This window comes from Pseudoxanthobacter sp. M-2, from assembly GCF_046156265.1.
Classification (GTDB): domain Bacteria; phylum Pseudomonadota; class Alphaproteobacteria; order Rhizobiales; family Segnochrobactraceae; genus CAMDHY01.
Genome location: NZ_JAWDIR010000011.1, coordinates 196,374 through 219,897 on the forward strand (window position 1 = coordinate 196,374; position 23,524 = coordinate 219,897).

Sequence of the window (23,524 nt, forward strand, 5' to 3'; positions counted from 1 at the left end):
AAGAACGGTGCGGGCGAGCGGGTGCGCTCGGCGATGACGCAGTCGTCCTCCATCGTCGACCAGGAGGCGTGGCGCTCGCGCATCGTCGCGAAGCTCTTCTACGAGGTCGGCAAGGACCCGGAGCACGCGGAAGAGCACGACTGGTTCGTCGCCACCGCGCTCGCCGTGCGCGATCGCATCATCGAGCGGTGGATGGATTCCACGCGCAAGACCTATCGGCAGCAGCAGAAGCGGGTCTACTACCTCTCGCTCGAGTTCCTCATCGGCCGGCTGCTGCTCGATTCGATCAGCAATCTCGGCCAGGTCGAGCCGGTGACGGACGCGCTCGCGAGCCTCGGCATCGACTTCGAGAAGCTGCGCCGCCTCGAGCCCGATGCGGCGCTCGGCAACGGCGGCCTCGGCCGGCTCGCCGCCTGCTTCATGGAGAGCATGGCGACGCTGGGCGTGCCAGCCTTCGGTTTCGGCATCCGCTACGAGAACGGCCTGTTCCGCCAGCTCATCCACGACGGCTGGCAGGTCGAGCTGCCCGAGGACTGGCTCGTCAACGGCTGCCCGTGGGAGTTCAAGCGGCCCGAGGTCACCTATGACATCGGCTTCGGCGGCACCGTCACCGCCGAGCCGGGCGACGAGGACCTGCACGCCCGCAAGTGGAACCCGGGCGAGGTGATCGAGGCCGTCGGCTTCGACACGCCGGTCATCGGCTGGCGCGGCAAGCACTGCAACACGCTCAGGCTCTGGTCGGCGAAGTCGAAGGAGACGATCCGCCTCGACGAGTTCAACCGCGGCAACTATGTCGGCGCCCTGTCGGGCACGGTCCGGGCGGAGACGATCTCCAAGGTGCTCTATCCGAGCGACCAGACGCCCGAGGGCCTGGAGCTCCGCCTGCGCCAGGAGTTCTTCTTCACCTCCGCCTCGCTGCAGGACATCATCCGTCGCCACACCCAGCAGGACCTGACGCTCGACCAGCTGCCCGACTATGTCGCAGTGCAGCTGAACGACACCCACCCCTCGATCGCCGTCGCCGAGTTGATGCGGCTCCTCGTCGACGAGCACGCCGTGGAGTGGGAGCGGGCGTGGGCGATCACCCGCGCGACGCTCTCCTACACCAACCACACCCTTTTGCCGGAGGCGCTCGAGACCTGGCCGGTGCCGCTGATGGAGCGGCTGCTGCCGCGCCACATGCAGATCATCTACCTGATCAACGCCGGCCATCTCGACGAGGCCCGCACCGAGGGCCACGACGACAACCACTTCCTGTCGTCGGTGTCGCTGATCGAGGAGGGCAACGTCCGCCGCGTCCGCATGGGCAACCTCGCCTTCATCGGCTCCCACAAGGTCAACGGCGTCTCGGCGCTGCACACCGAGCTGATGCGCCAGACCGTCTTCGGCGACCTGCACAAGCTCTTCCCGGACCGCATCACCAACAAGACCAACGGCATCACCTTCCGCCGCTGGCTCTACCAGGCGAACGCCCCGCTGACGGAGCTGATCGCCGAGGCGATCGGCGAGCGCTTCCTCGACGACTACGAGGCGCTGTCCGAGCTGAACAAGTTCGCCGACGACGCCTCGTTCCAGGAAAAATATGCCGCCGCGCGCCGCGCCAAGAAGGTCATCCTGGCGGAGCGCGTCAAGAAGCGCCTCGGCGTGACGCTCGACCCCGACGCCATGTTCGACGTCCACATCAAGCGCATCCACGAGTACAAGCGGCAGCTGCTCAACATCCTGGAGACGGTGTCGTTCTACCAGGCGATCCGGGCGCAGCCGCAGCATGACTGGCGGCCACGGGTGAAGATCTTCAGCGGCAAGGCGGCCGCGAGCTATCACATGGCGAAGATGATCATCAAGCTCGCCAACGACGTCGCCCGCGTCGTCAACTCCGACCCGACGGTGCGCGGCCTGCTGAAGGTCGTCTTCCTGCCGAACTACAACGTCTCGCTCGCCGAGATCGTCATCCCCGCCGCCGACCTGTCGGAGCAGATTTCCACCGCCGGAATGGAGGCGTCGGGAACCGGCAACATGAAGTTCGCGTTGAACGGGGCACTCACCATCGGCACCCTCGACGGTGCCAACGTCGAAATCCTCGAGCGCGTCGGAGCCGACAACATCTACATCTTCGGACTGACAGCGGAGGAAGTGGCGGAACGACGGTCCCAGGGCATCGATGCGACGGAGACGATCGCCTCAATGCCCTATCTCGAGGAAGTCATCGAGGCGATCGGCTCGGGCGTCTTCTCGCCGGACGAGCCGACCCGCTACCACGGGCTCGTCGACATGCTGCGCCACCACGACTACTTCCTCGTCACCGCCGACTTCGAGGCCTATCGCAAGACACAGGTCCGCGTGTCGCGCGACTGGCGGGATCCGAGCGGGTGGTGGCGGCGGGCGATCACCAACACCGCGAGCGTCGGCTGGTTCTCGTCCGACCGGACGATCCGCGAGTACGCGACGGAAATCTGGAACGCGATGCCGTCGCGCTAGTGCGAAAACTGTAGTGTGATGCCGTCGCGCTGAGCGACGGCCAGGAAGGGAGTCCCATGCGTTTGCCCGACGACGAGATCGCCTTGATCGCATCGGGCGAACACGGCGATCCGTTCGCCGTGCTGGGGCGCCATCGCCTGGAGCGCGGCCGCACGCTGGTGCGCGCCTTCGTTCCCGGCGCCGAGCGCCTGGCGGTGATGACCCCGGACGGCGAGCCCCTCGGCACTCTCGAGCGCCGCCACGACGGCGGCGTCTTCGAGGGCGTCCTCACCCGCCAGTACGATCTCGGCCGCTACGTTCTGGCCGCCGGCAACGCCGGCGGCGACTGGACGGTGGAGGACCCCTACGGCTTCGCCCCCGTGCTGGGCGCGATGGACGACTGGCTGATCGTCGAGGGCACCCACGAGCGCCTCTACGACAAGCTCGGCGCCCACGAGATCGAGCACGAGGGCGTCGACGGCGTGCACTTCGCCGTCTGGGCCCCGAACGCCCGCCGCGTCTCGGTGGTCGGCGACTTCAACGCCTGGGACGGCCGCCGCCACGTCATGCGCCGCCGCGTCGACACCGGTGTCTGGGAGATTTTCGTGCCCGGCCTCGGCGAGGGCACCGTCTACAAGTACGAGATCGTCGGCGACAACGGCGCGCTCTTGCCGCTGAAGGCCGATCCCGTCGGCTTCGGCGCGGAGTTCCGCCCGGGCACCGCCTCGGTGGTGCGGCGCACCGACGACTTCGTCTGGACCGACGAGGCGTGGATGGAGCGGCGCGCCGCCCAGGAGCCGCGCAAGACGCCGATGTCGATCTACGAGGTGCACCTCGGCTCGTGGCGCCGCGCCGACGGCTGGCGCTTCCAGACCTATGACGAGATCGCCGACAGCCTCGTCCCCTATGTCGCCGACATGGGCTTCACCCACGTCGAGTTCCTGCCGGTCAACGAGCATCCGCTCGACGATTCGTGGGGCTACCAGCCGATCGGCCTATTCGCGCCGACGAGCCGCTTCGGCGAGCCGGCGGGCTTCGCGCGCCTCGTCGACCGGCTGCACAATGCCGGCATCGGCGTCATCCTCGACTGGGTGCCGGCGCACTTCCCGACCGACGTGCACGGCCTGTCGCACTTCGACGGCACGGCGCTTTACGAGCATGCCGACCCGCGCCTCGGCTTCCACCCCGACTGGAACACGGCGATCTACAACTTCGGCCGTGTCGAGGTGGCGAACACCCTCTACGCCAACGCCCTGTTCTGGCTCGACCGCTACCACGTCGACGCGCTGCGGGTGGATGCCGTCGCCTCCATGCTCTACCTCGACTACTCGCGCGAGGCCGGGCAGTGGCTGCCGAACAAGTTCGGCGGCCGCGAGAACCTCGAGGCGATCGACTTCCTGCGTCGCCTCAACGAGGTCGTCTACGGCCGCTTTCCCGGCACCTTCACGGTGGCGGAGGAATCGACCTCCTGGCCCGGCGTCTCGCGCCCCGCCTACCTCGGCGGCCTCGGCTTCGGCTTCAAGTGGAACATGGGGTGGATGCACGACACCCTCGACTACATGAAGCACGAGGCGATCCACCGCCGCTGGCATCACAGCGAGATGACCTTCGCGCTGGTCTACGCCTTCGCCGAGAACTTCGTGCTGCCGCTCTCCCACGACGAGGTCGTGCACGGGAAGGGCTCGCTCTACGGCAAGATGTCGGGCGACGACTGGCAGAAGCGGGCGACGCTGCGTGCCTACTACGGCGCCATGTGGGGCTTCCCTGGCAAGAAGCTCCTGTTCATGGGACAGGAGTTCGCCCAGATCCGCGAGTGGAATTTCTCGGCCGAGCTCGACTGGTGGCTGCTGCACGACGAGCGCCACCGCGGCATCCAGAGCCTGGTGCGGGATCTCAACACCCGCCTCGTCGCCGAGCCGGCGCTGCACCGCCTCGATTCCGAGCCGGATGGCTTCCGCTGGGTGGTGGTGAGCGACAACGAGCAGTCGGTGTTCGCCTGGCTGCGCTTCGGCGGTGGCGATTCCCGGCCCGTTCTCGTCGTCTGCAACTTCACGCCGGTGCCCCGATCCGGTTACCGTGTCGGACTGCCGTGGGCGGGGCGCTGGAGGGAAATCCTCAACACCGATGCAACCCACTACGGCGGTGGGGGTTGGGGAAATCTCGGTGTGATCGAGGCACGCGAGGAAGCGGCGCACGGTTGGCCGGCGAGCGCCGATCTGACGTTGCCGCCGCTGTCGACGCTGTGGCTCGCGCCCGCGGAGGACTGAGCGGATTTGAATGACGAGCGCCGGTCAGAGAACCGGCGCTAGGGAGGATGGATGTCGGAAAAGCGACAGCATGCGCCGCTCGCCCGTTCGGCGATGGCCTACGTTCTGGCAGGGGGGCGCGGCAGCCGCCTGCTCGAACTGACCGACAACCGTGCGAAGCCCGCGGTCTATTTCGGCGGCAAGACGCGCATCATCGACTTCGCGCTGTCGAACGCGCTGAACTCCGGCGTCCGGCGCATGGCGGTGGCGACGCAGTACAAGGCGCACAGCCTGATCCGCCATTTGAACCGCGGCTGGAACTTCCTGCGCCAGGAGCGCAACGAGGGGTTCGACATCCTGCCGGCGAGCCAGCGCGTGTCTGAGGACCGCTGGTATGCGGGCACGGCGGATGCGGTCTACCAGAACCTCGACATCATCGAGGGCTACGAGCCGGAATATCTCATCATCCTGGCCGGCGACCACGTCTACAAGATGGACTACGAGAAGATGCTGGACCAGCACGTCGCCGAGGGCGCCGACGTGACGGTCGCCTGCGTCGAGGTCCCGCAGGCCGAGGCGACGGCCTTCGGCGTCATGCACGTCGACGAGAACGACCGCATCATCTCGTTCCTCGAGAAGCCCGCGAACCCGCCGGAGATTCCCGGCCAGCCGGGGCTGTCGCTCGCCAGCATGGGCATCTACGTCTTCTCGCGGAAGCTGCTGTTCGACCAGCTGCGCCGCGATGCCGAGGACCCGAACTCGGCGCACGACTTCGGCAAGGACATCATTCCCTTCCTCGTCGAGAACGCCACCGCCGTCGCCCACCGCTTCTCGAAGTCGTGCGTGCGCTCGCCCTCCGAGCCCGGTTCCTACTGGCGCGACGTCGGCACCATCGACGCCTACTACGACGCCAACCTCGATCTTACAGAGGTGGTGCCGTCGCTCGACATCTACGACCGCGACTGGCCGATCTGGACCTATTCGGAGATCACCCCGCCGGCGAAGTTCGTCCACGACGAGGACGGCCGCCGCGGCATGGGCGTGTCCTCGCTGGTGGCCGGCGGCTGCATCATCTCCGGGGCGCGCATCCACAAAACGCTGCTCTCGACCGGTGTGCATCTGCATTCCTATGCCGACGTCGACTACTCGGTGATCCTGCCGAACGTCGATGTCGGGCGGGGCGCGCGCCTGCGCGGCTGCGTCGTCGATGCCAACGTCAAGATCCCGGACGGTCTCGTCGTCGGCGAGGATCCGGAGGAGGACGGCCGGCGCTTCCGCCGCACCGAGCGTGGCGTCGTGCTGATCACGCAGCCGATGATCGATCGGCTCGGGGTCTGATAGACTGGCGTCGACAGCCGACCGCACCAACCCCCTCCGAGCCCTCGCCGTGAGCCCCTCGCCATGAGCCTGTCCGTCATCGCGGTGTCCTCGGAGATCTTCCCGCTGGTAAAGACCGGTGGGCTCGCCGACGTCGTGGGCGCGCTGCCGGCGGCGCTCGCGGGGGAGGGCGTGTCGGTGCGCACCCTCGTGCCGGGCTACCCCGCCGTCATCGCCGCGCTCGAGCGCACCCGCAAGGTGGTGCCCTTGGAGGGCCTCGTCGGCGGGCCGGCGCGGATCCTGCTCGCGCGCGCCGGCGATCTCGAGCTCGCCGTCCTCGACAACCCCGCCCTCTACGATCGGCCCGGCGGTCCCTACGCCGACCCGACCGGCGCCGACTGGCCCGACAACCCGGTCCGCTTCGCTGCGCTGGCGCATGCCGCCGTCCAGCTCGCGCATGGTGCCGGCGACGAGCCGCCGGACCTCTTCCACTGCCACGACTGGCAGGCGGGCCTCGTGCCGGCGCTGTTCGCCTTCACCGGCGTCCGCATCCCGACCGTGATGACCATCCACAACCTCGCCTTCCAGGGACAGTACCCGGCCTATCTGCTGGGCGAGCTCGGCCTGCCGGCGAGCGCCTTCCACATCGGCGGGCTGGAGTACTATGGCGACATCGGCTTCCTGAAGGCGGGCCTCGCCTATGCCGACCACATCACCACCGTCTCGCCCGGCTATGCGCTCGAGATCATGACGGCCGGGTACGGCATGGGCCTCGACGGCCTGCTGCGCGACCGCGCGGCGACCGTCACCGGCATCCTCAACGGCATCGACACGAAGGTCTGGGACCCGACGTCCGACGACCACCTCGTTGCCGCCTACAGCCGCCGCCACCTCGGCAAGCGCGAGCGCAACCGCGCGGAGCTGCAGGCGCGCTTCGGGCTGGAGGTGCAGAGCGACACGCCGGTCCTCGGCGTCGTCAGTCGCCTCACTTGGCAGAAGGGCATGGACATGCTCGCCGAGGCGCTGCCCTTCGTTCTTTCCCAGGGCATGCAACTGGCCGTGCTCGGCTCCGGGGAGCCGGCGCTCGAGGCCGCCTTCGGCCATGCCGCCAGCCTGCATCCCGGCCGCGTCGGCTGCCGGCTCGGCTACGACGAATCCCTCGCCCACCTGATCCAGGGCGGTGCCGACGCCATCCTGGTGCCCTCGCGCTTCGAGCCGTGCGGGCTGACGCAGCTCTGTGCGCTCCGCTACGGCGCCCTGCCGCTCGCCGCCCGCGTCGGTGGCCTCTCCGACACCATCGTCGACGCCAACGAGATGGCGCTCGCCGCCGGCGCCGGCACCGGCATCCTGTTCTCGCCGACGAGCCGGCCGGCGCTGGAGATGGCGCTGTTGCGCCTCGCCGCCCTCTGGCGCGACCGCGACGCCTGGCGCGGCGTGCAGCGGGCTGCGATGGCGACGGAGGTCGGCTGGAGCGGCCCGGCGAAACGCTATGCCGGGCTCTTCCACGACGTCCTCGAGCGGCGCTCCAGAGGCTGAGGCTGGCAATCCCGATGGTGCAGCGTGGACGCTTGGGCGAAGGCCGCCCGGAGCCGCTCGGAGTGACGGCAGAGGACGGCGGCGTCAACGTCGCCGTCGTTTCGCAGAATGCGACCCGCATCGAGCTCTGCCTGTTCGACGCCGACGGCGAGATCGAGACCGACCGCATCGCGCTGCCCGAGCGTACCGGTGACGTCTTCCATGGCTTCGTGCCGGATGTGCCGCCCGGCACCCGCTACGGCCTGCGTGCCGACGGCCCGTTCGATTTTGCGAACGGCCACCGCTTCAACCCGGCGAAGCTCCTCGTCGACCCCTACGCCACCGCCCTCGATCGCCCCTTCCGCCTCGACCCGGCGATGTTCGACCGCACCGTCGACGGCCGCGTCGAGCGCGACGACGCCGACAGCGCGGCCGTCATGCCGAAGGCGATCGTGCAGGCGGGCGGTTCGGATGAGCTGCCGTCGCGGCAGGGCCGGCGCAGCGCCAGTGACGTCGTTTACGAACTCCACGTCCGCGGCTTCACGAAGACCCATCCGGACATCCCCGAGCCGATCCGCGGCACCATGGCGGGCCTCGCGCATCCGGCGGCGATCGATCATCTCGTCAGGCTCGGTGTCGGCACCGTCGAGCTGATGCCGCTGTCGGCGTGGATCGACGAGCGCCACCTCGTCCGGCTCGGACTGACGAACTACTGGGGCTACAACCCCGTCGCGCTGCTGGCCCCCGATCCGCGCCTCGCCCCCGGCGGCATGGTCGAGGTGCGCGCCACGGTCGACGCCCTGCACGCGGCCGGGATTTCGGTCATCCTCGACGTCGTCCTCAACCACACCGGCGAGGGCGACGCGTTCGGGCCGACGGTGTCGCTGCGCGGGCTCGATTCGGCGCTCTACTTCCGCCACGGCGGCGACCGTCCCGGCGGCCTGATCGACGATACCGGCTGCGGCAACACGCTCGCCCTCGACCGGCCGGCGGTGTTGCGCCTCGCCATGGACACGCTGCGCCACTGGGCGGTGGAGGCCGGCGTCGACGGCTTCCGCTTCGACCTCGGCGCCACCCTCGGCCGCCGCGCGGACGGCTTCGATCCGGCGGCGCCGCTCTACCAGGCGATCGAGCAGGACCCGCTGCTGCGCACCCTGCGCATCGTCGCCGAGCCCTGGGACATCGGCCCCGGCGGCTACCAGCTCGGCAGTCTGCCGGCGCGCTGGGGCGAGTGGAACGACAAGTACCGCGACACCGTCCGCCGCTTCTGGCGCGGCGACCAATGGACCGTCGGCGAGCTCGCCACTCGCCTCGCCGGATCCGCCGACGTCTTCGCCGGGCGGCATCGCCGGCCGTCCTCGAGCGTCGACTTCCTCGCCGCCCACGACGGCTTCTCGCTCGCCGACCTCGTCTCCTACGAGCAGAAGCACAACGCGGCGAACGGCGAGGACAACCGCGACGGCCACGGCGAGAACCATTCCTGGAACCACGGCGTCGAGGGCCCGAGCGACGACCCGGCGATCGGTGCGGCCCGCAAGGGCGACGTGCGGGCGCTGCTGACGACGCTGCTCGTCTCCCGCGGCGCGCCGATGATCGCGATGGGCGACGAGCTCGGCCGAACACAAGGCGGCAACAACAACGCCTATTGCCAGGACGGGCCGCTGTCGTGGATCGACTGGGGAACCGCCGACCACGGCCTCGCCGCCTTCGTCGGGCGGCTGGTGCGGCTGCGCGCCGACAACCCGGCGCTCTCCGCCGACCGCTTCCTCACCGGCGCGCCGGTCGACGACAGCGGCATCGTCGATGTCGAGTGGCGCACCCCCGCCGGCGCACCGATGGCGCCGTCGGACTGGGAGAGTGGTGACAACCGCACGCTGATCGCCGCCTATTATGCGCCCGCCACAGACGGCCGCGCCGCCGACCGTGCCGTCGTGGTGCTGCACGCAGGCCCGGAGCCCCTCGATGTGGTGGTGCCGGACGTCGACGAGGGCTCCATCTGGTGTGTGGCGGCCGATTCCGCCGCGCCGGATGAGGCGTCCATGGCGCGCCGCTACGACGGGCTCGCGACGGTGCCGGTCGCCGCGCGCAGTGCCGTGGTGCTGCTTGAGAGCGTGAAACAGAGTGAAACCAGGGCCTTGGAGCCGTTGACCGTGGTCGCTCCGGTGACCGCGGAAGAGGCCCCGTCGGAGGCTCCAGTCGCGGCGCCGGAATCGGGATCATTGATCACAGATCACGATCTGCCGTCAGCCTCCGCTGTGGCAGGGGAGGGCGCCTCGCCCGAGCCGACTGCGCCGGATCCCACTCCCGAGCGGGGCGCCGGGGAGGGTGGTGAAGCCGCCACCCCGCCCGCTCCTGCCCCTCCGCCCGCCCCGCCGGCGCCCACCATCGTGCCCGCCCGCATCGAGACCGGCGTGCTCGACCGGCTCGCGGCGGCGGCCGGCCTTGCGCCGTTCTGGTGGGACGTTTCCGGCAACCGCCACGTCGTCGGCGTCGAGGCGAAGCAGGCGATCCTCGCCGCCATGCGCCTGCCCGCGACCTCCACTGCCGACGCACGAGCGAGCCTGGCGCGGCTCGCCGAGCGCCGCGACCGCCGCCGGCTGCCGCCGGTCGTCGTCGCCCGCGACGGTGAGCCCGCCACCCTCACCATCGCCGCCCCGGCGCCGCGCGCGCTGGTGCTGGAGCGCGCCGACGGCGTCACGCAGCCGCTGCTGATCGGCCTCGACGCGCCGCGCATCACCGCGCTCGCCGCCGACGGCCGCGGTGTCGAGCGTGTGCGCGTGCCGCTGCCGCCGCTGCCGGTCGGCGTCCACCGTCTCGTCACCGAGGACGGTGCGGTGTCGTGCCGGGTGATTATCGCCCCGCGCCGCTGCTACCTGCCGCCGGCGCTCGCCGGCGACCACAAGGCCGTCGGCCTCGCCACCCACCTCTACGCCGTCCGCCGCAACGGTGACGCCGGCATCGGCGACTTCACCGCGCTGTCGATGCTCGGCCGGCTCGCCGCCGGCGCCGGGGCGGTGACGGTCGGCATCAACCCGCTGCACGCGCTCTCGGCCGTGCAGCCGGACCAGGCGAGCCCCTATCACGGCAACGACCGCCACTTCCTCGACTGGCTCTATCTCGACCTCGCGAAGGTGCCGGACGCCTCGGCGCTGCCGGCCGTGCCGGCCGCCCCGCTCGTCGACTATCCGGCCGTGCGAGCGGCCAAGCGTGTGGCGCTGGAGGCGGCCTACCAGACATTCCGCCGACGGCCGGTGGAGGACCCGCTGGTGCGCGAACGCGCCGCTTTCGTCGCGTCCGGTGGCGAGGCGCTGCGCCGCTTCGCCGTCTTCGAGGCGATCGCCGAGAGCCGACCGGACGCGGGCTGGCCGGCGTGGCCGGAGGCGCTGCGCCACCACGCGAGCCCGGCGGTCGCGGCGTTCGCCGCCGCCAATGCCGACCGCGTCGGCTTCGCGCTGCACCTGCAGTGGCTCGCCGACCGCCAGCTCGCCGCCGCGACCGCCGAGATGCGCGCCGCCGGCCTCTCCTGCGGCCTCTACCGCGACCTCGCCGTCGGCTCCTCGCCGGCGGGAGCGGAGGCATGGGCGGCGGCCGACGACCTCGTCACCGGCGTCTCGGTGGGCGCGCCGCCGGACCCCTTCACCGAGGACGGCCAGGTTTGGGACCTGCCGGCGCCGGACCCGCTGCGCATGGCCGAGACCGGCTATGCCGGCTTCCAGGCGCTGCTCGCCGCCAACATGCGCCACGCCGGCCTCCTGCGCATCGACCACGCGATGGCGCTGACGCGGCTGTTCCTCGTGCCGGAGGGCATGAAGGCGATGGAGGGCACCTACGTCGCCTATCCGGTCGATGACCTCCTCGGCGTGCTGGCGCTGGAAAGCGTGCGGGCGCAATGCGCCGTCGTCGGCGAGGACCTCGGCACCGTGCCGGAGGGCTTCCGAGAGAAGCTCGCGGCGAGCGGCGTGCTGTCCTACCGGGTGGTGCCGTTCGAGCAGGACGCGACCGGCTTCCGGCCGCCGTCGTCATATCCGGTCGACGCGGTCGCCTCCGCTTCCAGCCACGACCTGCCGCCGATCCCGGCGCTGTGGACCGGCTCCGACCTCGCGATCGACGTCGCCATCGGCCGCATCACGCCCGCCGACCTGCCGGCGGCGCAGGCCTTCCGGGCACTCGAGCGGCTCCGGCTCGCCACCGCACTGGAAGACGCCGGCGTCGAGGGCGTCACGGCCGAGACGACCGACACCGCGGCGGTGGTCGACGGTGTGCACGCCTTCCTCGCCGAGACGCCGTCGCGGCTCGTCACCCTGCAGGTCGACGACCTCACCGGCGAGACCGAGCCGCTGAACAAGCCCGGCACCGATCGCGAGCGGCCGAACTGGCGCCGGCGGCTGTCGATGAGCGTCGAGGACATGGCCGAAAGCACCATCCCGGCCCGCATCGCCGCCGTCGTCTCCCGGCGCGACGGTGTGAAGGGCGACGCGGGGCCATCGTGACGACGCCGTCCCGGCGGGCACCGACGCAAACGTCGGCTGAAGCCGCGCCGGACGAGTCTCGCGCGCCCGGCCAGCCATCCGCCGGGCCCCGCGCGCGCTTCACCCGCGAACTGCCGGAGGTGCGCCGCGCCGAGATGATGCGGGCCGCCGCCGCCTGCCTCGCCGAGGACGGCGTCGGAGCGGCCACCGTGCGCGCCGTCGCGGCGCGGGCGGGGGTCACGCCCGGGCTGATCCGCCACCATTTCGGCGGCATCGACGGCCTGATCGCGGCGACCTATCGCCATGTCGGCGAGACGGTGTCGGAAGCGATCGAGACGGCGCTCGCGCAGGCGCCGGCGGACCCGCGCGGGCGGCTCTCGGCCTTCGTCAAGGCGAGCTTCGCGCCGCCGCTGCTCGACGGCGACCTGCTGGCGACGTGGCTGGCGTTCTGGGGCCGGGTCCGGCGCGATCCGGAGATCCGCGCGCTGCACGGCGAAATCTATTCGGCCTACCGGTCCCGCCTCGCCGCCATGCTCGCCGCCGCGGCGGTGTCAGAGGGCCGGTCGATCGAGGCGGAGCGGGCGGCGCTGGCGCTGACGGCGCTCCTCGACGGCTTGTGGCTGGAGCTCTGCCTCGACCCGACGACGTTCTCGGCCGAAGAGGCGATCCGCATCGTCGAGGCGTTCGTCGATGCGCTGCTCGCCGGGGCGGTGGAGCCACGCGTGCGCGCCTGAGGGCGGACAGGATCGGGAGAGGCGCCCGCTTGCACGGTCGCCGCCCCGGCCGAGTGCAACGGCACGGGCGCCCCATACGAAAAAGGGCCACCGGATTTCTCCGATGGCCCCTTCGCGGATCATTCGATCCGGATGTTCATCAGGCGCGGTCGACAGTCTTCTTGATCGCGTCCTTGGCATCGCCCTTCAGCTGCTGAGCTTCGCCCTTGCGCTCCTGCAGCGCGCCTTCGACTTCCATCTTCGGATTGTCCATGGCGCGGCCAGCGGCCTGCTTGACGTTGCCGACGGCCTCGTTGGTCATCCCTTTGACCTTGTCGCCAGTGCTACCCATGATCAAAACTCCTCTCGAAAAACGCGCCCCGTTGCGCTCGGTATAAGAACGGCGGAGCCGGCGGGATGGTTCCAGCGTCGCTGTTGCGATCGACCTCGCTCGCCGCCTCAAGCCGGGGACGGGTGCTCCGTCGTGCAGTCGGGCTGAACACGGACGCAGTTCCGGCCGGCGGACTTGGCGAGGTAGAGGGCTTCGTCGGCGCGCCGCATGGCGTCGGAGATGGAGGTATCGCCGGGGCAGACGGCGCCGACGCCGATGCTCGCCGTGACGCTCAGCGTGTCCTGGCCGACCTTGATCGACAGCTGCTCGATCTCCAGCCGCAGCTTCTCGGCCGCGACCCGAGCCCCCGCGGCGTCCGTGCCGGGCAGCAGGCAGACGAATTCCTCTCCCCCGATGCGCGCCAGCGCATCGCAGGCGCGCAGCACATGGAAGCCGACCATCGCGACCTTGCGGAGCACCTCGTCTCCGGCAGGGTGGCCGTTCTCGTCGTTGATGACCTTGAAATGATCGAGGTCGATCATCAGCACGGACAGCGGCTCACCGAACCGCTGCACGCGCGAGAACTCGATCGCCGAGAACTCGTCGAAGAAGCGGCGGTTCGGAATGCCCGTCAGGGCATCCGTCGCCGCCAGACGGGCGACGTCCAGTTCGACGAGCTTTCGGTCGGTGATGTTCATGTGGGAGACGACCGCCCCTTCGGTCACCGGGGAGTCCCGGCGGCGCAGGGGGCTGACGCGCGCCAGGAACCAGCGCAGTTCCGTCGGGGAGTGACAGGGGTACTCGATCTGGAAGAGCTCGTCGTCGCCCCGCAGCACGGCCCGCAGCCCCTTCAGAAATTCCGGCGCCTCGAGCGCGGCGAGCCCCGTCGAGGATCGGCAGACGTCGAGATAGCTGACGCCGATGTGGTCGATCGTCTTGCCGTTGGAATTGGCCGCGGTGAAATCCTTCCACGTCTGGTTCACCGCGACGATGACGCCGTCCCGGTCCACGACGCAGATGTGGGAGGTGAGTGCATCGATGACGGCGACTGCGAAGCCGCCGTCCAGCATGGCATCCCTCATTCAGCAGTCCCCCAGTTGACGCTGACAGCAAGTCCGGTTGCGGAAAATCGATAATGCCCGCACAAGGACGCGATACCCCGGCGTGACCCATGCAATGCCGAGCGCAGATGGGATATGACCAAAATTTAGTCAAGTCGATCTTGCGGCAAGAATCCCGATAAAGCAGGGAAATAATCTAAAATCGGCATAATTTATATTTTTGGAACGATAAAACGTCTCGCGCGTTGTAACGCAATTATTCTAGCAATGTTCCATTTTATTCGATTTTTATTGGCGTCCTGCGCTGCAACCGGAGACGGGCGCCGAGCGCCGTCGCAGGACGCCTGGCCCCGCCCTCAGGTGTTCCAGTGTCCGGGGCCCCGCGCCGTTGCGCCGGCCGCCGTGCCTCGCTACTCAGGCCGCGACCGTGGGCCGGCTCCGGCTGCGGAGGGCAGTTCCGTGGCGCGCATTCAGATCACACCGAAGATCGACCTCGATGAAGGCGAACTCACCGAGCGCTTCGTGCTGGCGGCGGGGCCGGGCGGACAGAACGTCAATAAGGTCTCGACGGCGGTGGAGCTGCGCTTCGACGTGGCGCGCTCGCCGTCGCTGCCGGAGCGGGTGCGCGACCGGCTGCTCGTCCTCGGCGGTCATCTGCTGACGCAGGACGGCGTCCTCATCATCAACGCCCGCAGCCACCGCACCCAGGAGCGCAACCGCGCCGATGCGCGGGCACGGCTCGCGGCACTGATCGAGAAGGCCTCAGAGCCGCCGCCGCCACCCAGGCGCAAGACGCGGCCGACGCTCGCCTCCAAGAAGCGGCGCCTCGAGACGAAATCCGCCCGCGGCACCATCAAGAAACACCGCGGCCGTCCGGGCGAGGAATGATCGCCGGGACGGCCGGTCGTGAGGGGTCGAGGTGCCGGGCGGCCCCCGCGCCGCCCGTTCTTCCTGCCGGGCGGCTCCCGCGCCGCCCGGTCCCGTCGATGCCGGTCAGTCGTCGAAGAAGAAGTCGCTGGTGCCGAGCTTGCTCTTCGCCACGTCGATCAGGGTGATCGAGGAGTCCGGGTCGCCCCAGCTGACGACGGCGTCGCCGTCCTTGTTGTTGCGGATGGTCAGGTCGTTGAAATCGCGCACGCCGTTGACGTCGATCTCGATGCGGTCCTGGCCGGAGAAGTCCTGAATGACGTCGTTGCCGTCGCGGTCGTCGAAGATGAACAGGTCGGAGCCGCTGCCGCCGATCAGCTTGTCGTTGCCGGCGCCGCCGTCGAGCTCGTCGTTGCCCTTGCCGCCATTGAGCTTGTCCTTGCCGACGTCGCCGTCGAGCTCGTCATTGCCGTCGTTGCCGAACAGCTTGTCGTTGCCGCGCTCGCCGTCGATCTCGTCGTTGCCGCCGAGGCCCTTGATCTTGTCGTGGCCGAAGGTGCCGTCGATCTCGTCGTTGCCGTTGGTGCCGCGGATCGCCGCCATCGCCTCGATGTCGGAGGACATCGGCTGGTAGACGGAGGCCGTCGGGATCACCGGGGCCAGAAGGTCGAGCTCGTCGTCGACCAGGAAGCTGTCGGATAGCGCCATCGCATAAACCCTCGCTCGTTCGCCGCCCGGGGGAGCAGCCGGCCGCTCTGGCCGTCAGGAGGGCATATGGGAAGGCACGGTTAGAGGTCGGTAAGAGAGGGATTAGATGTTGGAGAGACGCGCGCGCCCCGTCTCGCGGGCGCTGGGATGGTTTCCGCCCCGGTCTCGCGTGCCCGGGCCTCAGGCCTCGTCGAGGGGCGCCGGCGTGGCGGTGAGCTGGTAGCCGACGCCGCGCACGGTGCGGATCAGCGAGCCGCCCTCGGTGTCGATCTTCTTGCGCAGGTAGCGGATGTAGACGTCGACCACCTTGGTGCCGGGCTCGAAGCTGTATTCCCAGACGCTGTTCAGCAGTCGCTGCCGGCTCACCACCTTGTCGGCGTGCTGCATCAGGTACTGCAGCAGGCCGAACTCGCGCACGGTGAGGGCGAGCTCGCGGCCGTCGCGGGTGGCGCGGTGCGTCGCCGGGTCGAGCTCGAGCGGGCCGACGCGCAGCACCCCGTCGCCCGCCGCCTCGCCGGGCAGCCGCCGGCGCAGCGCGGCGATGCGGGCGAGCAGTTCGTCGAAAGCGAAGGGCTTCGTCAGGTAGTCGTCGGCGCCGCCGAGCAGGCCCTCGACCTTGTCCTGCAACTCGTGCTTGGCGGTGAGCATCAGGATCAGCACCGGCCGGCGCTCGGCGCGCACCAGCCGGCAGACCTCGAGGCCGTCCACATAGGGCAGCATGCGGTCGAGGATGACGAGCTCGAAGCTCTCGGTGCGGATGCGCGACAGCGCCGCCCGCCCGTCCTCGGCCACCGCCACCTGGAAGCCCTCGGCGACGAGCCCGCGCTTCAGGAACTCGACGATGCGGCGGTCGTCCTCGACGAGCAGGATCCTCACGCCACCCTCCCGCCGGCTGCCGGCAGCACGATCCTCAGCACCGCGCCGCGTGGCGCCCCGTCCTCGAGCGTCAGACGGCCACCATGGCGCTCGACCAGCGTCTTGGCGATCGACAGGCCGATGCCGAGGCCGGCGACGGCGCGACCTTCGCCGTCCTCGCCGCGGTAGAAGCGCTCGAAGACGAAAGGCCGCTCCGCCTCCGGCACGCCCTCGCCCTCGTCGGTGACGGTGATCTCGACGCCCACGTCGGCCGCCCGCGCCGCCAGCGTCACGGTGGAGCCCTCGGGGGCGTACTTCACCGCGTTGTCGATGCCGATGAGGAGAACCTGCTTGAGGCGCTGCGGGTCGGCTTCGACGACAATAGGAACCCCTGGTGGCTCGACGTCGATGGCGATGGCGCGCGGGTCGGCGAGCGTGCGCCCTTCCTCGCCGGCGAGCACGAGGAGGCCGCCGACATCGACCGGCTGGCGCGCCAGCGGCAGGTCCCCGTCCTCGGAGCCGGCGAAGGCGAGAAGGTCGCCGAGGAGGCGCCCCATGTCGACGGCGAGCATCTGGATGCGCCTCAGCGTCTCCTGATAGGCATGCGCGTCGGCGCTGCCGCGCAGCGCCACTTCCGCCTCGCCGCGCAGGATGGTGAGCGGCGTGCGCAGTTCGTGGCTGACGTCGGCGAGGAAGCGGGCGCGGCGACGGTCGATGTCGGTGAGCTTCTCGTTGGCGCGGCGGAGCTCGCCGGTGCGCTGCTCGACCTCCGCCTCCAGCCGGTCGCGCGCGGCGACGAGGCCGGCGCGCTGAGCCTCCAGCGCGCGGGCCATCTCGTTGAAGCTCCTGGCCAGCGCCGTGAACTCGTTGTTGCCGGTGACGGCGACGCGGTGGTCGAGCTCGCCGCGGGCGACAGCCGCGGCACCGGCGGCGAGCCGCCCGACCGGGCCGACGATCGAGCGGCTCAGCACCCAGCCGAGCGCGCCGCCGGCGATCAGCGCGATCGCCGAGAAGACGCCCGCGCCGATGAACAGCCGGTTCTGCATGCGGCGGACGTCGGCGAGCTCGCCCGCCACCTCGTCGCGCTCGTCCTGCAGCGCCGCCTCGATCTGGTTCTCGAAGTCGTTGGCGAGGCGGTACTCGACGTCGCGGCGGAAGACCTCGACGGCGGCGTCCATGCGGCCTTCCGCCTTCAGCCCGAACACCTGCTCGGCCGCCCGGTCGATCGCGCGGTAGAGCTCGCGCAGCGTCGCCAGTTCCTCGACGTCGGAGAGCTCGCGACGCACCTCCTCGACGCTGTTGAAGGTCGAGACCTCCGCCCGCGTCACCTCGGCGAGCAGCGCGAACGCCTCGTCCATCTGCCGGCGCGCCTGCTCGAAGTCGGCCATCTGCTCGGAGCCGAGCAGCAGCACCTCGGCGATCTGCTCGGCGTAGTTGTTGGCGTGGCCGTCCAGCATGGCGATCGCCTCGAAGCGGCGATGCACGCCGTCGATGCGCTCGACGAAGTCGTCGGTGATGCGCAGCGTGAACACCATCACCGCCACCATCAGCACCGCGCCGACGACGACGATCGCCTCGAAGGCGAAGATGCGCGCGCGCACGGTCATGGGGGCAAGGTCGCGGGCAGGAGGGCACCCCGTCGCTCGGCGGACGGCGCCGCCGCGGCGACGCTCCCGAACGCCTCTAGCGTGCAATCGCCACGAAGGCGAGCGCCGATCGGCGATCGGATGCGGCGGCGACGGACCTCAGCGCTTGCGGTCGCGCAGGATCTCGCGGGCGGCGTTGTGACCGGGTGCGCCGGTGACGCCGCCGCCCGGATGGGTACCGGAGCCGCACATGTAGAGGCCGGGCAGCGGCGCCCGGTAGTCGGCATTGCCGAGCACGGGGCGGGCGGAGAAGATCTGGTCGAGGCCGAGCTGGCCGTGGAAGATGTCACCGCCGACGAGCCCGAAGGTGCGCTCGAGCTCGAGCGGGCTCATGATCTGCCGGCCGAGCACCGAGGCCGCGAAGCCCGGCGCCGCCTGGTCGACGGTGGCGATCATCAGGTCGGCGACCTCGTCGCGGTGGTCGTCCCACGAGGCTCCGTTGGGGAGCTGCGGCGCGACGTGCTGGCAGAACAGGCTGGCGACGTGCTGGCCCGGCGGAGCGAGGCCGTCGTCGAGCGTCGAGGGGATCAGCATCTCGACGATCGGCGCCTTCGACCAGCCGTGGGTGCGGGCGTCGAGGTAGGCGCGGTCCATGTAGGCGAGGCTCGGCGCCATGATGATGCCGGCGGTGTGGTGGTCGGCCACCGTCCGCCCCGGCAGGCAGGCGAAGCTCGGCAGCTCCGACAGCGCGACGTTCATGCGGAAGGTGCCGGAGCCGTTGCGCCAGCCGCTGATGCGGCGGCGGAAATCCTCCGGCAGCACGGCGGGATCGACCAGCTTGCCGAAGGTCAGCGTCGGGTTGAGGTTGGAGACGACGATCGGCGCGCGGATGCTCGTGCCGTCCGACAGCACGGCGCCGACGGCGCGGCCCTTCTCGACGATCACCTCGCGGACGCCGGCATCGACGCGGATGTCGACGCCCTTCTCGGCGCAGGCCCGCGCCATCGCCTGGGTGATCGCCCCCATGCCGCCGATGGCGTGGCCCCAGACGCCCTTCTTGCCGTTCACCTCGCCGAAGCAGTGGTGGAGGAGCACGTAGGCGGTGCCGGGGGTGTAGGGGCTCGCATAGGCGCCGACGACGCCGTCGAAGCCGAGGGCCGCCTTGATGGGGGCGCTCTCGAACCAGCCGTCGAGATAGTCGCCGGCGGACTTGGTGAAGATCTCCAGGAGCTCGCGGCGCATCGTGAGGTCGAGCCCGCGCATGCGGTTGCCGATCTTGCCCGCCTTGATCAGCTCCGGCAGCGCCGACAGCCAGCCGCCTTCCACCACGTTCGGCGGCGTTTCCAGCACGAGGTCGCGCAGGAGGTCGGCGACGATGTCGAGCCGCTCGCCATACGCGTCGAGGCGGGCGGCGTCCTTCGCCGAGAAGCGGGCGACCTCCGCCTTCGTGCGGCCGGGGCCGACGCAGAAGTGGCCGCCGTCTTCGAGCGGCAGGAAGTTCGACATCCGCCGCTCGACGACCTTGAGGCCGTGGCGGGAAAGGTCGAGGTCGCGGATGACCTTGGGGTTGAGGAGCGACACCGTGTAGGCGGCGACCGAGTTGCGGAAGCCGGGGTGGAACTCCTCGGTCACCGCCGCGCCGCCGACGACGCCGCGGCGCTCCAGCACCGTCACCTTCAGGCCGGCGGAGGCGAGGTAGTAGGCGCAGACGAGCCCGTTGTGGCCGCCGCCGATGATCACCGCGTCGGTCATGGACCGCCCACCTGTCCCGAGAGTGTCGCCGAAAACGTCGAGAGGATCAGCCGAGCACGGCTGCCCGATGCATGCTCCAGCCCCGCGCCGGCTTGCGGTCGAGGCGCGTCTCGGGGATCAGCGCCCGCATCTTGCGGGTGAAGTTCTTGAGGCAGACCTCGCCGGAGCCGAGCGGGCCGACGGTGTAGCTCGACGAGCCCATGCCGGCCTGGACGCGGTTGATGAGGTCGGTGTCCTCGGCATTGACCTGCCGGTTGATGCGCCAGTTGAGATAGCGCACCGCCTTCATCTCGCGGCGCTCGTCGGGGAGCGCATAGGCGATCTCGCGGATCATCGTCTCGGTCGGCGAGATCGGGATGAACTGCATGAAGTCGATCTGGTCCGGGTAGATGTCAAAGGCGACGTTCGGCCAGAGCTTGAAGTAGGTCCACAGCCGCTTGCGCTCCGCCGGCAGGTGGGCGACGTCGGGCATGAAACGCTGGTAGGCGCGCTCGGAGCGGTTGCTCGACGGCTGGTCGCGCAGCTGCCCCCACATCTTGTCGACCCAGTCCTCCGCCTCGATGCCGTAGCCCTTGCCGAACAGCCGCGTCAGGCCGGGATGGGCGACGGTGATGTGCAGGCCGTCGGAATAGTTGTCCGCGACGTTCTTCCAGTTGACGGTGCGCGGGCGCAGCGTCACGCGGCCGAACGGCACGAGTTCCTCCATCCGGTAGGGCTCGAGCTCGTGGGCATAGGGCTTCATCATCTCGGCGACGCTCGGGCCGCCGCCCTCCAGCCGGACGAAGATGAAGCCGAAGAAGACTTCGAGCTCGACCGGCGCGAGCCCGTGCTTCGCCGGGTCCATGCCCTCGAAGCTCGCCCGCTGGGGAATGCCGAGGAGCTTGCCGTCGAGGCCGTAGCTCCAGGCGTGATAGGGGCAGTTGAGGCGGCCGCCGCAGTTGCCGGAGGGGCCGTCGACGATGCGGGCGGCGCGGTGGCGGCAGACATTGTGGAAGCCGCGGATGCGGTCGTCCTCGCCGCGCACCACGACGATCATCTCGCCGAGGAAGTCGAAGGTGTGGAAGTCGCCGACCTTCGGGATGTCGTTCAGATGGCAGACCACCTGCCAGGAGGGGCGGAACACAGCCTCCTTCTCGACCTCGAAGAACTCGTCGTCGGTATAGAGCCAGGCCGGCAGGCTGGTGTCGTCGGAGGCAGCAATCCCGGTGTTGGATCCCGCCCCGTGACGCGACAGGGTCCGCGCGAACGCCGCTTCCGTCATGACGATTCCTCCCGCCGCGGCGAACCCGCCGGTGCAGCCGAGCTGTAACTATACAAATGTATAGCAAACGCCGGGGGAGGGGGTCAATCGAGGCAACGGGAAAGGGGAGGGGCGTGGCGGCGGTGTGCCGCCACGCCCCGGGGCCTCAGATGGTGCCGGGCCTCAGATGGCGTTCTTGCCCATCTGGTCGGCGATGTACTCGGCCTGGCGGGTGGCGAGCGCCACGATCGTCAGCGTCGGGTTCTCGGCGCCGCCGGTGGTGAACTGGCTGCCGTCGGAGACGAAGAGGTTGGGGATGTCGTGGGACTGGCCCCACTTGTTGACGACGCCGTCGCGCGGCTTCTCGCTCATCCGGTTGGTGCCGAGATTGTGCGTCGAGGGGTAGGGCGGCGTCGGGAAGGTGCGCGTCGCCCCGACGGCCTCGTAGACCGCGCGGCCGGCCTTGTAGGCGTGGTCGCGCATGGCGATGTCGTTCGGGTGGTCGTCGAAGTTCACGTTCGGCACCGGCAGGCCGAACTTGTCCTTCTCCGTCGGGTGCAGGGTGATGGCGTTCGTCTCCTGCGGCATGTCCTCGCCGACGATCCACATGCCGGCCATGCGCGAGTAGCCGTCGAGCGCCGAGGTGAAGTCGCGTCCCCAGGCGCCGGGATCGAGGAAGGCGGCCATGAAGGGCAGGCCGAGCGCCAGGGTCTCCATCTCGTAGCCGCCGACGAAGCCGCGGCTCGGGTCGTTGCGCACCTCGTCGGAGATGATGCCGGCCATCGTCGTGCCGCGGTACATGTGCACCGGCTTCTCGAAGACGCCGTAGACCGAGCCGGTGAGGTGGCGCATGTAGTTGCGCCCGACCTGGCCGGAGGAGTTGGCGAGTCCGTCGGGGAACATCGACGAAGCGGAGTTCAGCAAGAGCCGCGGGCTCTCGATGGAGTTTCCGGCGACGCAGACGACGCGGGCCTTCTGGCGCTGCTCGACACCGTTCGCATCGGCATAGACGACGGCGGTGACCTTGCCGGAGGCGTCGTGCTCGATCTTCAGCACCTGGCTCTCGGGCCGCACCTCGAGATTGCCGGTCGCCTCCCCCTTCGGGATCTCGGCGATCAGCGTCGACCACTTCGCCCCCGACTTGCAGCCCTGGAAGCAGAAGCCGATCTGCTGGCAGGCGCCGCGGCCGTCACGCTCGGCGGAGTTGATCGCCATGCGGCCGGTGGAGAAGTCCTTGTAGCCGACCGTCTCGGCGCCCTTGGCGAAGACCTTGTAGTTGTTGTTGCCAGGCAGGCCCGCGATGCCGTTGGTGCGCGTCACGCCCATGCGGTCCTCGGCGCGGGCGTAGTAGGGGTCGAGTTCCTCGCGGGTGATCGGCCAGTCGAGCAGGTTGGCGCCCGGCACGTGGCCGTAGGTGGTGAGCGCCTGGAACTCGTGCGGCTGCAGGCGCAGCGACGCGCCCGCCCAGTGGATGGTGGAGCCGCCGACCGCCTTGACGATCCACGCCGGCAGGCCGGGAAAGTCCTTCGCCACCCGCCAGCTGCCCGAGGTGGTGCGCGGGTCGAGCCAGGAGATGTCGACGAAGCTCTGCCACTCGTTGTTGACGAAATCGTCCATCTCGACGCGCTTGCCGGCCTCGAGGATGACGGTCTTGATGCCCTGGCGGGCGAGGTCGGTGCCGAGCGTGCCGCCGCCGGCACCGGAGCCGACGATGACGACGACGCTGTCGTCGTCCTGCGAGAATGGGGCTGCCATGGGGCTTCCTCCGGGGAATTTCTGGTTCGTTGCGTGAGACGGGGAGGGGACGGACGCGCCGGCGTCAGAGCCAGGCGATGTCGTCGAAGCCGCGGTCGATGTAGCCGCCCTTGCCGGCGGATTCGCCCTCGTAGCCGAAGATCGGCCACACCTCCTCGTTGTTGTAGAGGCCGGTGACGAGGTTGCCGCGCACCTTCTGGAAGAAGGTCCCGTCCTCGATCTCGCGCAGCAGCGCGACGCGGTCGGCCTCCCAGCCGACGTCGACATAGGCGACGCCCTGCTTGGCGTTCGCCAGCGTGTCGAGGGCGACGACGCCGTCCTCCACCATTGCCTTGAAGGCGGCGTCGCTCGCCGCCTGGGTGTCGAACGACTTCATCGCCACGGCGTAGAAGCGGTCCGGCACCTGGTCGTGCGGGTAGACGTCGCGCGCCATCTTGACGAGCGTGCGCATCGTCTCCGGCTTCAGGGCCGTCGCCTCCACCGCCCAGCCCTCGCCGGGATGGACGAGCACGCCGGAGCTCACCACCACCGCCGCCGCGCCGAACGACTTCAAGAGATCACGCCGCGACAGCCGCGGCCGTGTCTGCGTCTCCATCTCGTGTTCCTCCTCGGTTTCCTCGGATATTTTCTTTTGTTTTATTATCTTTTGTAC

At 69.9% G+C, this 23,524-nt stretch carries 16 protein-coding genes; 7 read left to right on the forward strand and 9 right to left on the reverse strand.

Annotated elements, in window-relative coordinates:
* Nucleotides 1–33 precede the first annotated feature (33 nt).
* From RUR49_RS05980 to betI, 6 genes are all read left to right on the forward strand, one after another.
* Entirely contained in the window at nt 34–2,478 is a 2,445-nt protein-coding gene (locus tag RUR49_RS05980; protein WP_409146338.1) for a glycogen/starch/alpha-glucan phosphorylase, read from the forward strand.
* Between the two features lie 56 nt (nt 2,479–2,534).
* On the forward strand, nt 2,535–4,724 hold the full coding sequence (glgB, locus tag RUR49_RS05985) for a 1,4-alpha-glucan branching protein GlgB (protein ID WP_409145460.1): 2,190 nt from the start codon (nt 2,535–2,537) through the stop codon (nt 4,722–4,724).
* A gap of 51 nt (nt 4,725–4,775) precedes the next feature.
* Nucleotides 4,776–6,041, forward strand: coding sequence for a glucose-1-phosphate adenylyltransferase (gene glgC / locus RUR49_RS05990; protein ID WP_409145461.1), 1,266 nt, complete (start codon nt 4,776–4,778; stop codon nt 6,039–6,041).
* 63 nt (nt 6,042–6,104) lie between these two features.
* The gene (gene glgA, locus RUR49_RS05995) at nt 6,105–7,556 is read left to right on the forward strand and encodes a glycogen synthase GlgA (protein ID WP_409145462.1); all 1,452 of its coding nucleotides are present in this window, start codon (nt 6,105–6,107) and stop codon (nt 7,554–7,556) included.
* A gap of 14 nt (nt 7,557–7,570) precedes the next feature.
* Nucleotides 7,571–12,025: a glycogen debranching protein GlgX gene (gene glgX, locus RUR49_RS06000; protein WP_409145463.1), complete on the forward strand. Its 4,455-nt coding sequence runs from the start codon at nt 7,571–7,573 to the stop codon at nt 12,023–12,025.
* Complete coding sequence (betI, locus tag RUR49_RS06005; RefSeq protein WP_409145464.1) at nt 12,022–12,738, forward strand: transcriptional regulator BetI; 717 nt, start codon at nt 12,022–12,024, stop codon at nt 12,736–12,738. The genes glgX and betI overlap by 4 nt, the downstream gene beginning before the upstream one ends.
* Nucleotides 12,739–12,877: 139 nt before the next feature.
* Here the strand turns inward: betI and RUR49_RS06010 are convergent, their stop codons facing one another.
* Together RUR49_RS06010 and RUR49_RS06015 are read right to left on the reverse strand one after the other, a co-directional pair.
* Entirely contained in the window at nt 12,878–13,069 is a 192-nt protein-coding gene (locus RUR49_RS06010) for a CsbD family protein (protein ID WP_409145465.1), read from the reverse strand.
* A gap of 107 nt (nt 13,070–13,176) precedes the next feature.
* A complete protein-coding gene (locus RUR49_RS06015; RefSeq protein ID WP_409145466.1) occupies nt 13,177–14,130 on the reverse strand; it encodes a diguanylate cyclase in 954 nt (317 codons plus the stop codon).
* Nucleotides 14,131–14,568: 438 nt separating this feature from the next.
* On the opposite strand from RUR49_RS06015, the gene arfB reads away from it, so the two are divergent.
* Entirely contained in the window at nt 14,569–14,997 is a 429-nt protein-coding gene (gene arfB / locus RUR49_RS06020) for an alternative ribosome rescue aminoacyl-tRNA hydrolase ArfB (RefSeq protein WP_409145467.1), read from the forward strand.
* Nucleotides 14,998–15,102: 105 nt separating this feature from the next.
* Here the strand turns inward: arfB and RUR49_RS06025 are convergent, their stop codons facing one another.
* From RUR49_RS06025 to RUR49_RS06055, 7 genes are all read right to left on the reverse strand, one after another.
* Complete coding sequence (locus RUR49_RS06025) at nt 15,103–15,684, reverse strand: calcium-binding protein (protein WP_409145468.1); 582 nt, start codon at nt 15,682–15,684, stop codon at nt 15,103–15,105.
* Nucleotides 15,685–15,864: 180 nt separating this feature from the next.
* Nucleotides 15,865–16,560, reverse strand: coding sequence for a response regulator transcription factor (locus RUR49_RS06030; RefSeq protein ID WP_409145469.1), 696 nt, complete (start codon nt 16,558–16,560; stop codon nt 15,865–15,867).
* Nucleotides 16,557–18,146 (reverse strand): ATP-binding protein, encoded by a 1,590-nt coding sequence (locus RUR49_RS06035; RefSeq protein ID WP_409145470.1) that lies wholly within the window; start codon nt 18,144–18,146, stop codon nt 16,557–16,559. The genes RUR49_RS06030 and RUR49_RS06035 overlap by 4 nt, the downstream gene beginning before the upstream one ends.
* Nucleotides 18,147–18,284: 138 nt before the next feature.
* Nucleotides 18,285–19,877 (reverse strand): phytoene desaturase family protein, encoded by a 1,593-nt coding sequence (locus RUR49_RS06040; RefSeq protein WP_409145471.1) that lies wholly within the window; start codon nt 19,875–19,877, stop codon nt 18,285–18,287.
* Nucleotides 19,878–19,923: 46 nt separating this feature from the next.
* Complete coding sequence (locus RUR49_RS06045; protein ID WP_409145472.1) at nt 19,924–21,138, reverse strand: aromatic ring-hydroxylating oxygenase subunit alpha; 1,215 nt, start codon at nt 21,136–21,138, stop codon at nt 19,924–19,926.
* A 162-nt stretch (nt 21,139–21,300) separates the two neighbouring features.
* Entirely contained in the window at nt 21,301–22,872 is a 1,572-nt protein-coding gene (locus RUR49_RS06050) for a GMC family oxidoreductase (RefSeq protein ID WP_409145473.1), read from the reverse strand.
* 64 nt (nt 22,873–22,936) lie between these two features.
* Entirely contained in the window at nt 22,937–23,467 is a 531-nt protein-coding gene (locus RUR49_RS06055) for a Twin-arginine translocation pathway signal (protein ID WP_409145474.1), read from the reverse strand.
* Nucleotides 23,468–23,524: the final 57 nt, after the last annotated feature.

What these genes read in the sequence shown, in the direction of transcription:
- RUR49_RS05980 (WP_409146338.1), top strand. Translation starts at nt 34, where the DNA reads ATGACGCAGTCGTCCTCCATCGTCGACCAGGAGGCGTGGCGCTCGCGC.
- glgB (WP_409145460.1), top strand. Translation starts at nt 2,535, where the DNA reads ATGCGTTTGCCCGACGACGAGATCGCCTTGATCGCATCGGGCGAACAC.
- glgC (WP_409145461.1), top strand. Translation starts at nt 4,776, where the DNA reads ATGTCGGAAAAGCGACAGCATGCGCCGCTCGCCCGTTCGGCGATGGCC.
- glgA (WP_409145462.1), top strand. Translation starts at nt 6,105, where the DNA reads ATGAGCCTGTCCGTCATCGCGGTGTCCTCGGAGATCTTCCCGCTGGTA.
- glgX (WP_409145463.1), top strand. Translation starts at nt 7,571, where the DNA reads ATGGTGCAGCGTGGACGCTTGGGCGAAGGCCGCCCGGAGCCGCTCGGA.
- RUR49_RS06010 (WP_409145465.1), bottom strand. Translation starts at nt 13,069, where the DNA reads ATGGGTAGCACTGGCGACAAGGTCAAAGGGATGACCAACGAGGCCGTC.
- RUR49_RS06015 (WP_409145466.1), bottom strand. Translation starts at nt 14,130, where the DNA reads ATGAGGGATGCCATGCTGGACGGCGGCTTCGCAGTCGCCGTCATCGAT.
- RUR49_RS06025 (WP_409145468.1), bottom strand. Translation starts at nt 15,684, where the DNA reads ATGGCGCTATCCGACAGCTTCCTGGTCGACGACGAGCTCGACCTTCTG.
- RUR49_RS06035 (WP_409145470.1), bottom strand. Translation starts at nt 18,146, where the DNA reads ATGACCGTGCGCGCGCGCATCTTCGCCTTCGAGGCGATCGTCGTCGTC.
- RUR49_RS06040 (WP_409145471.1), bottom strand. Translation starts at nt 19,877, where the DNA reads ATGACCGACGCGGTGATCATCGGCGGCGGCCACAACGGGCTCGTCTGC.
- RUR49_RS06045 (WP_409145472.1), bottom strand. Translation starts at nt 21,138, where the DNA reads ATGACGGAAGCGGCGTTCGCGCGGACCCTGTCGCGTCACGGGGCGGGA.
- RUR49_RS06050 (WP_409145473.1), bottom strand. Translation starts at nt 22,872, where the DNA reads ATGGCAGCCCCATTCTCGCAGGACGACGACAGCGTCGTCGTCATCGTC.
- RUR49_RS06055 (WP_409145474.1), bottom strand. Translation starts at nt 23,467, where the DNA reads ATGGAGACGCAGACACGGCCGCGGCTGTCGCGGCGTGATCTCTTGAAG.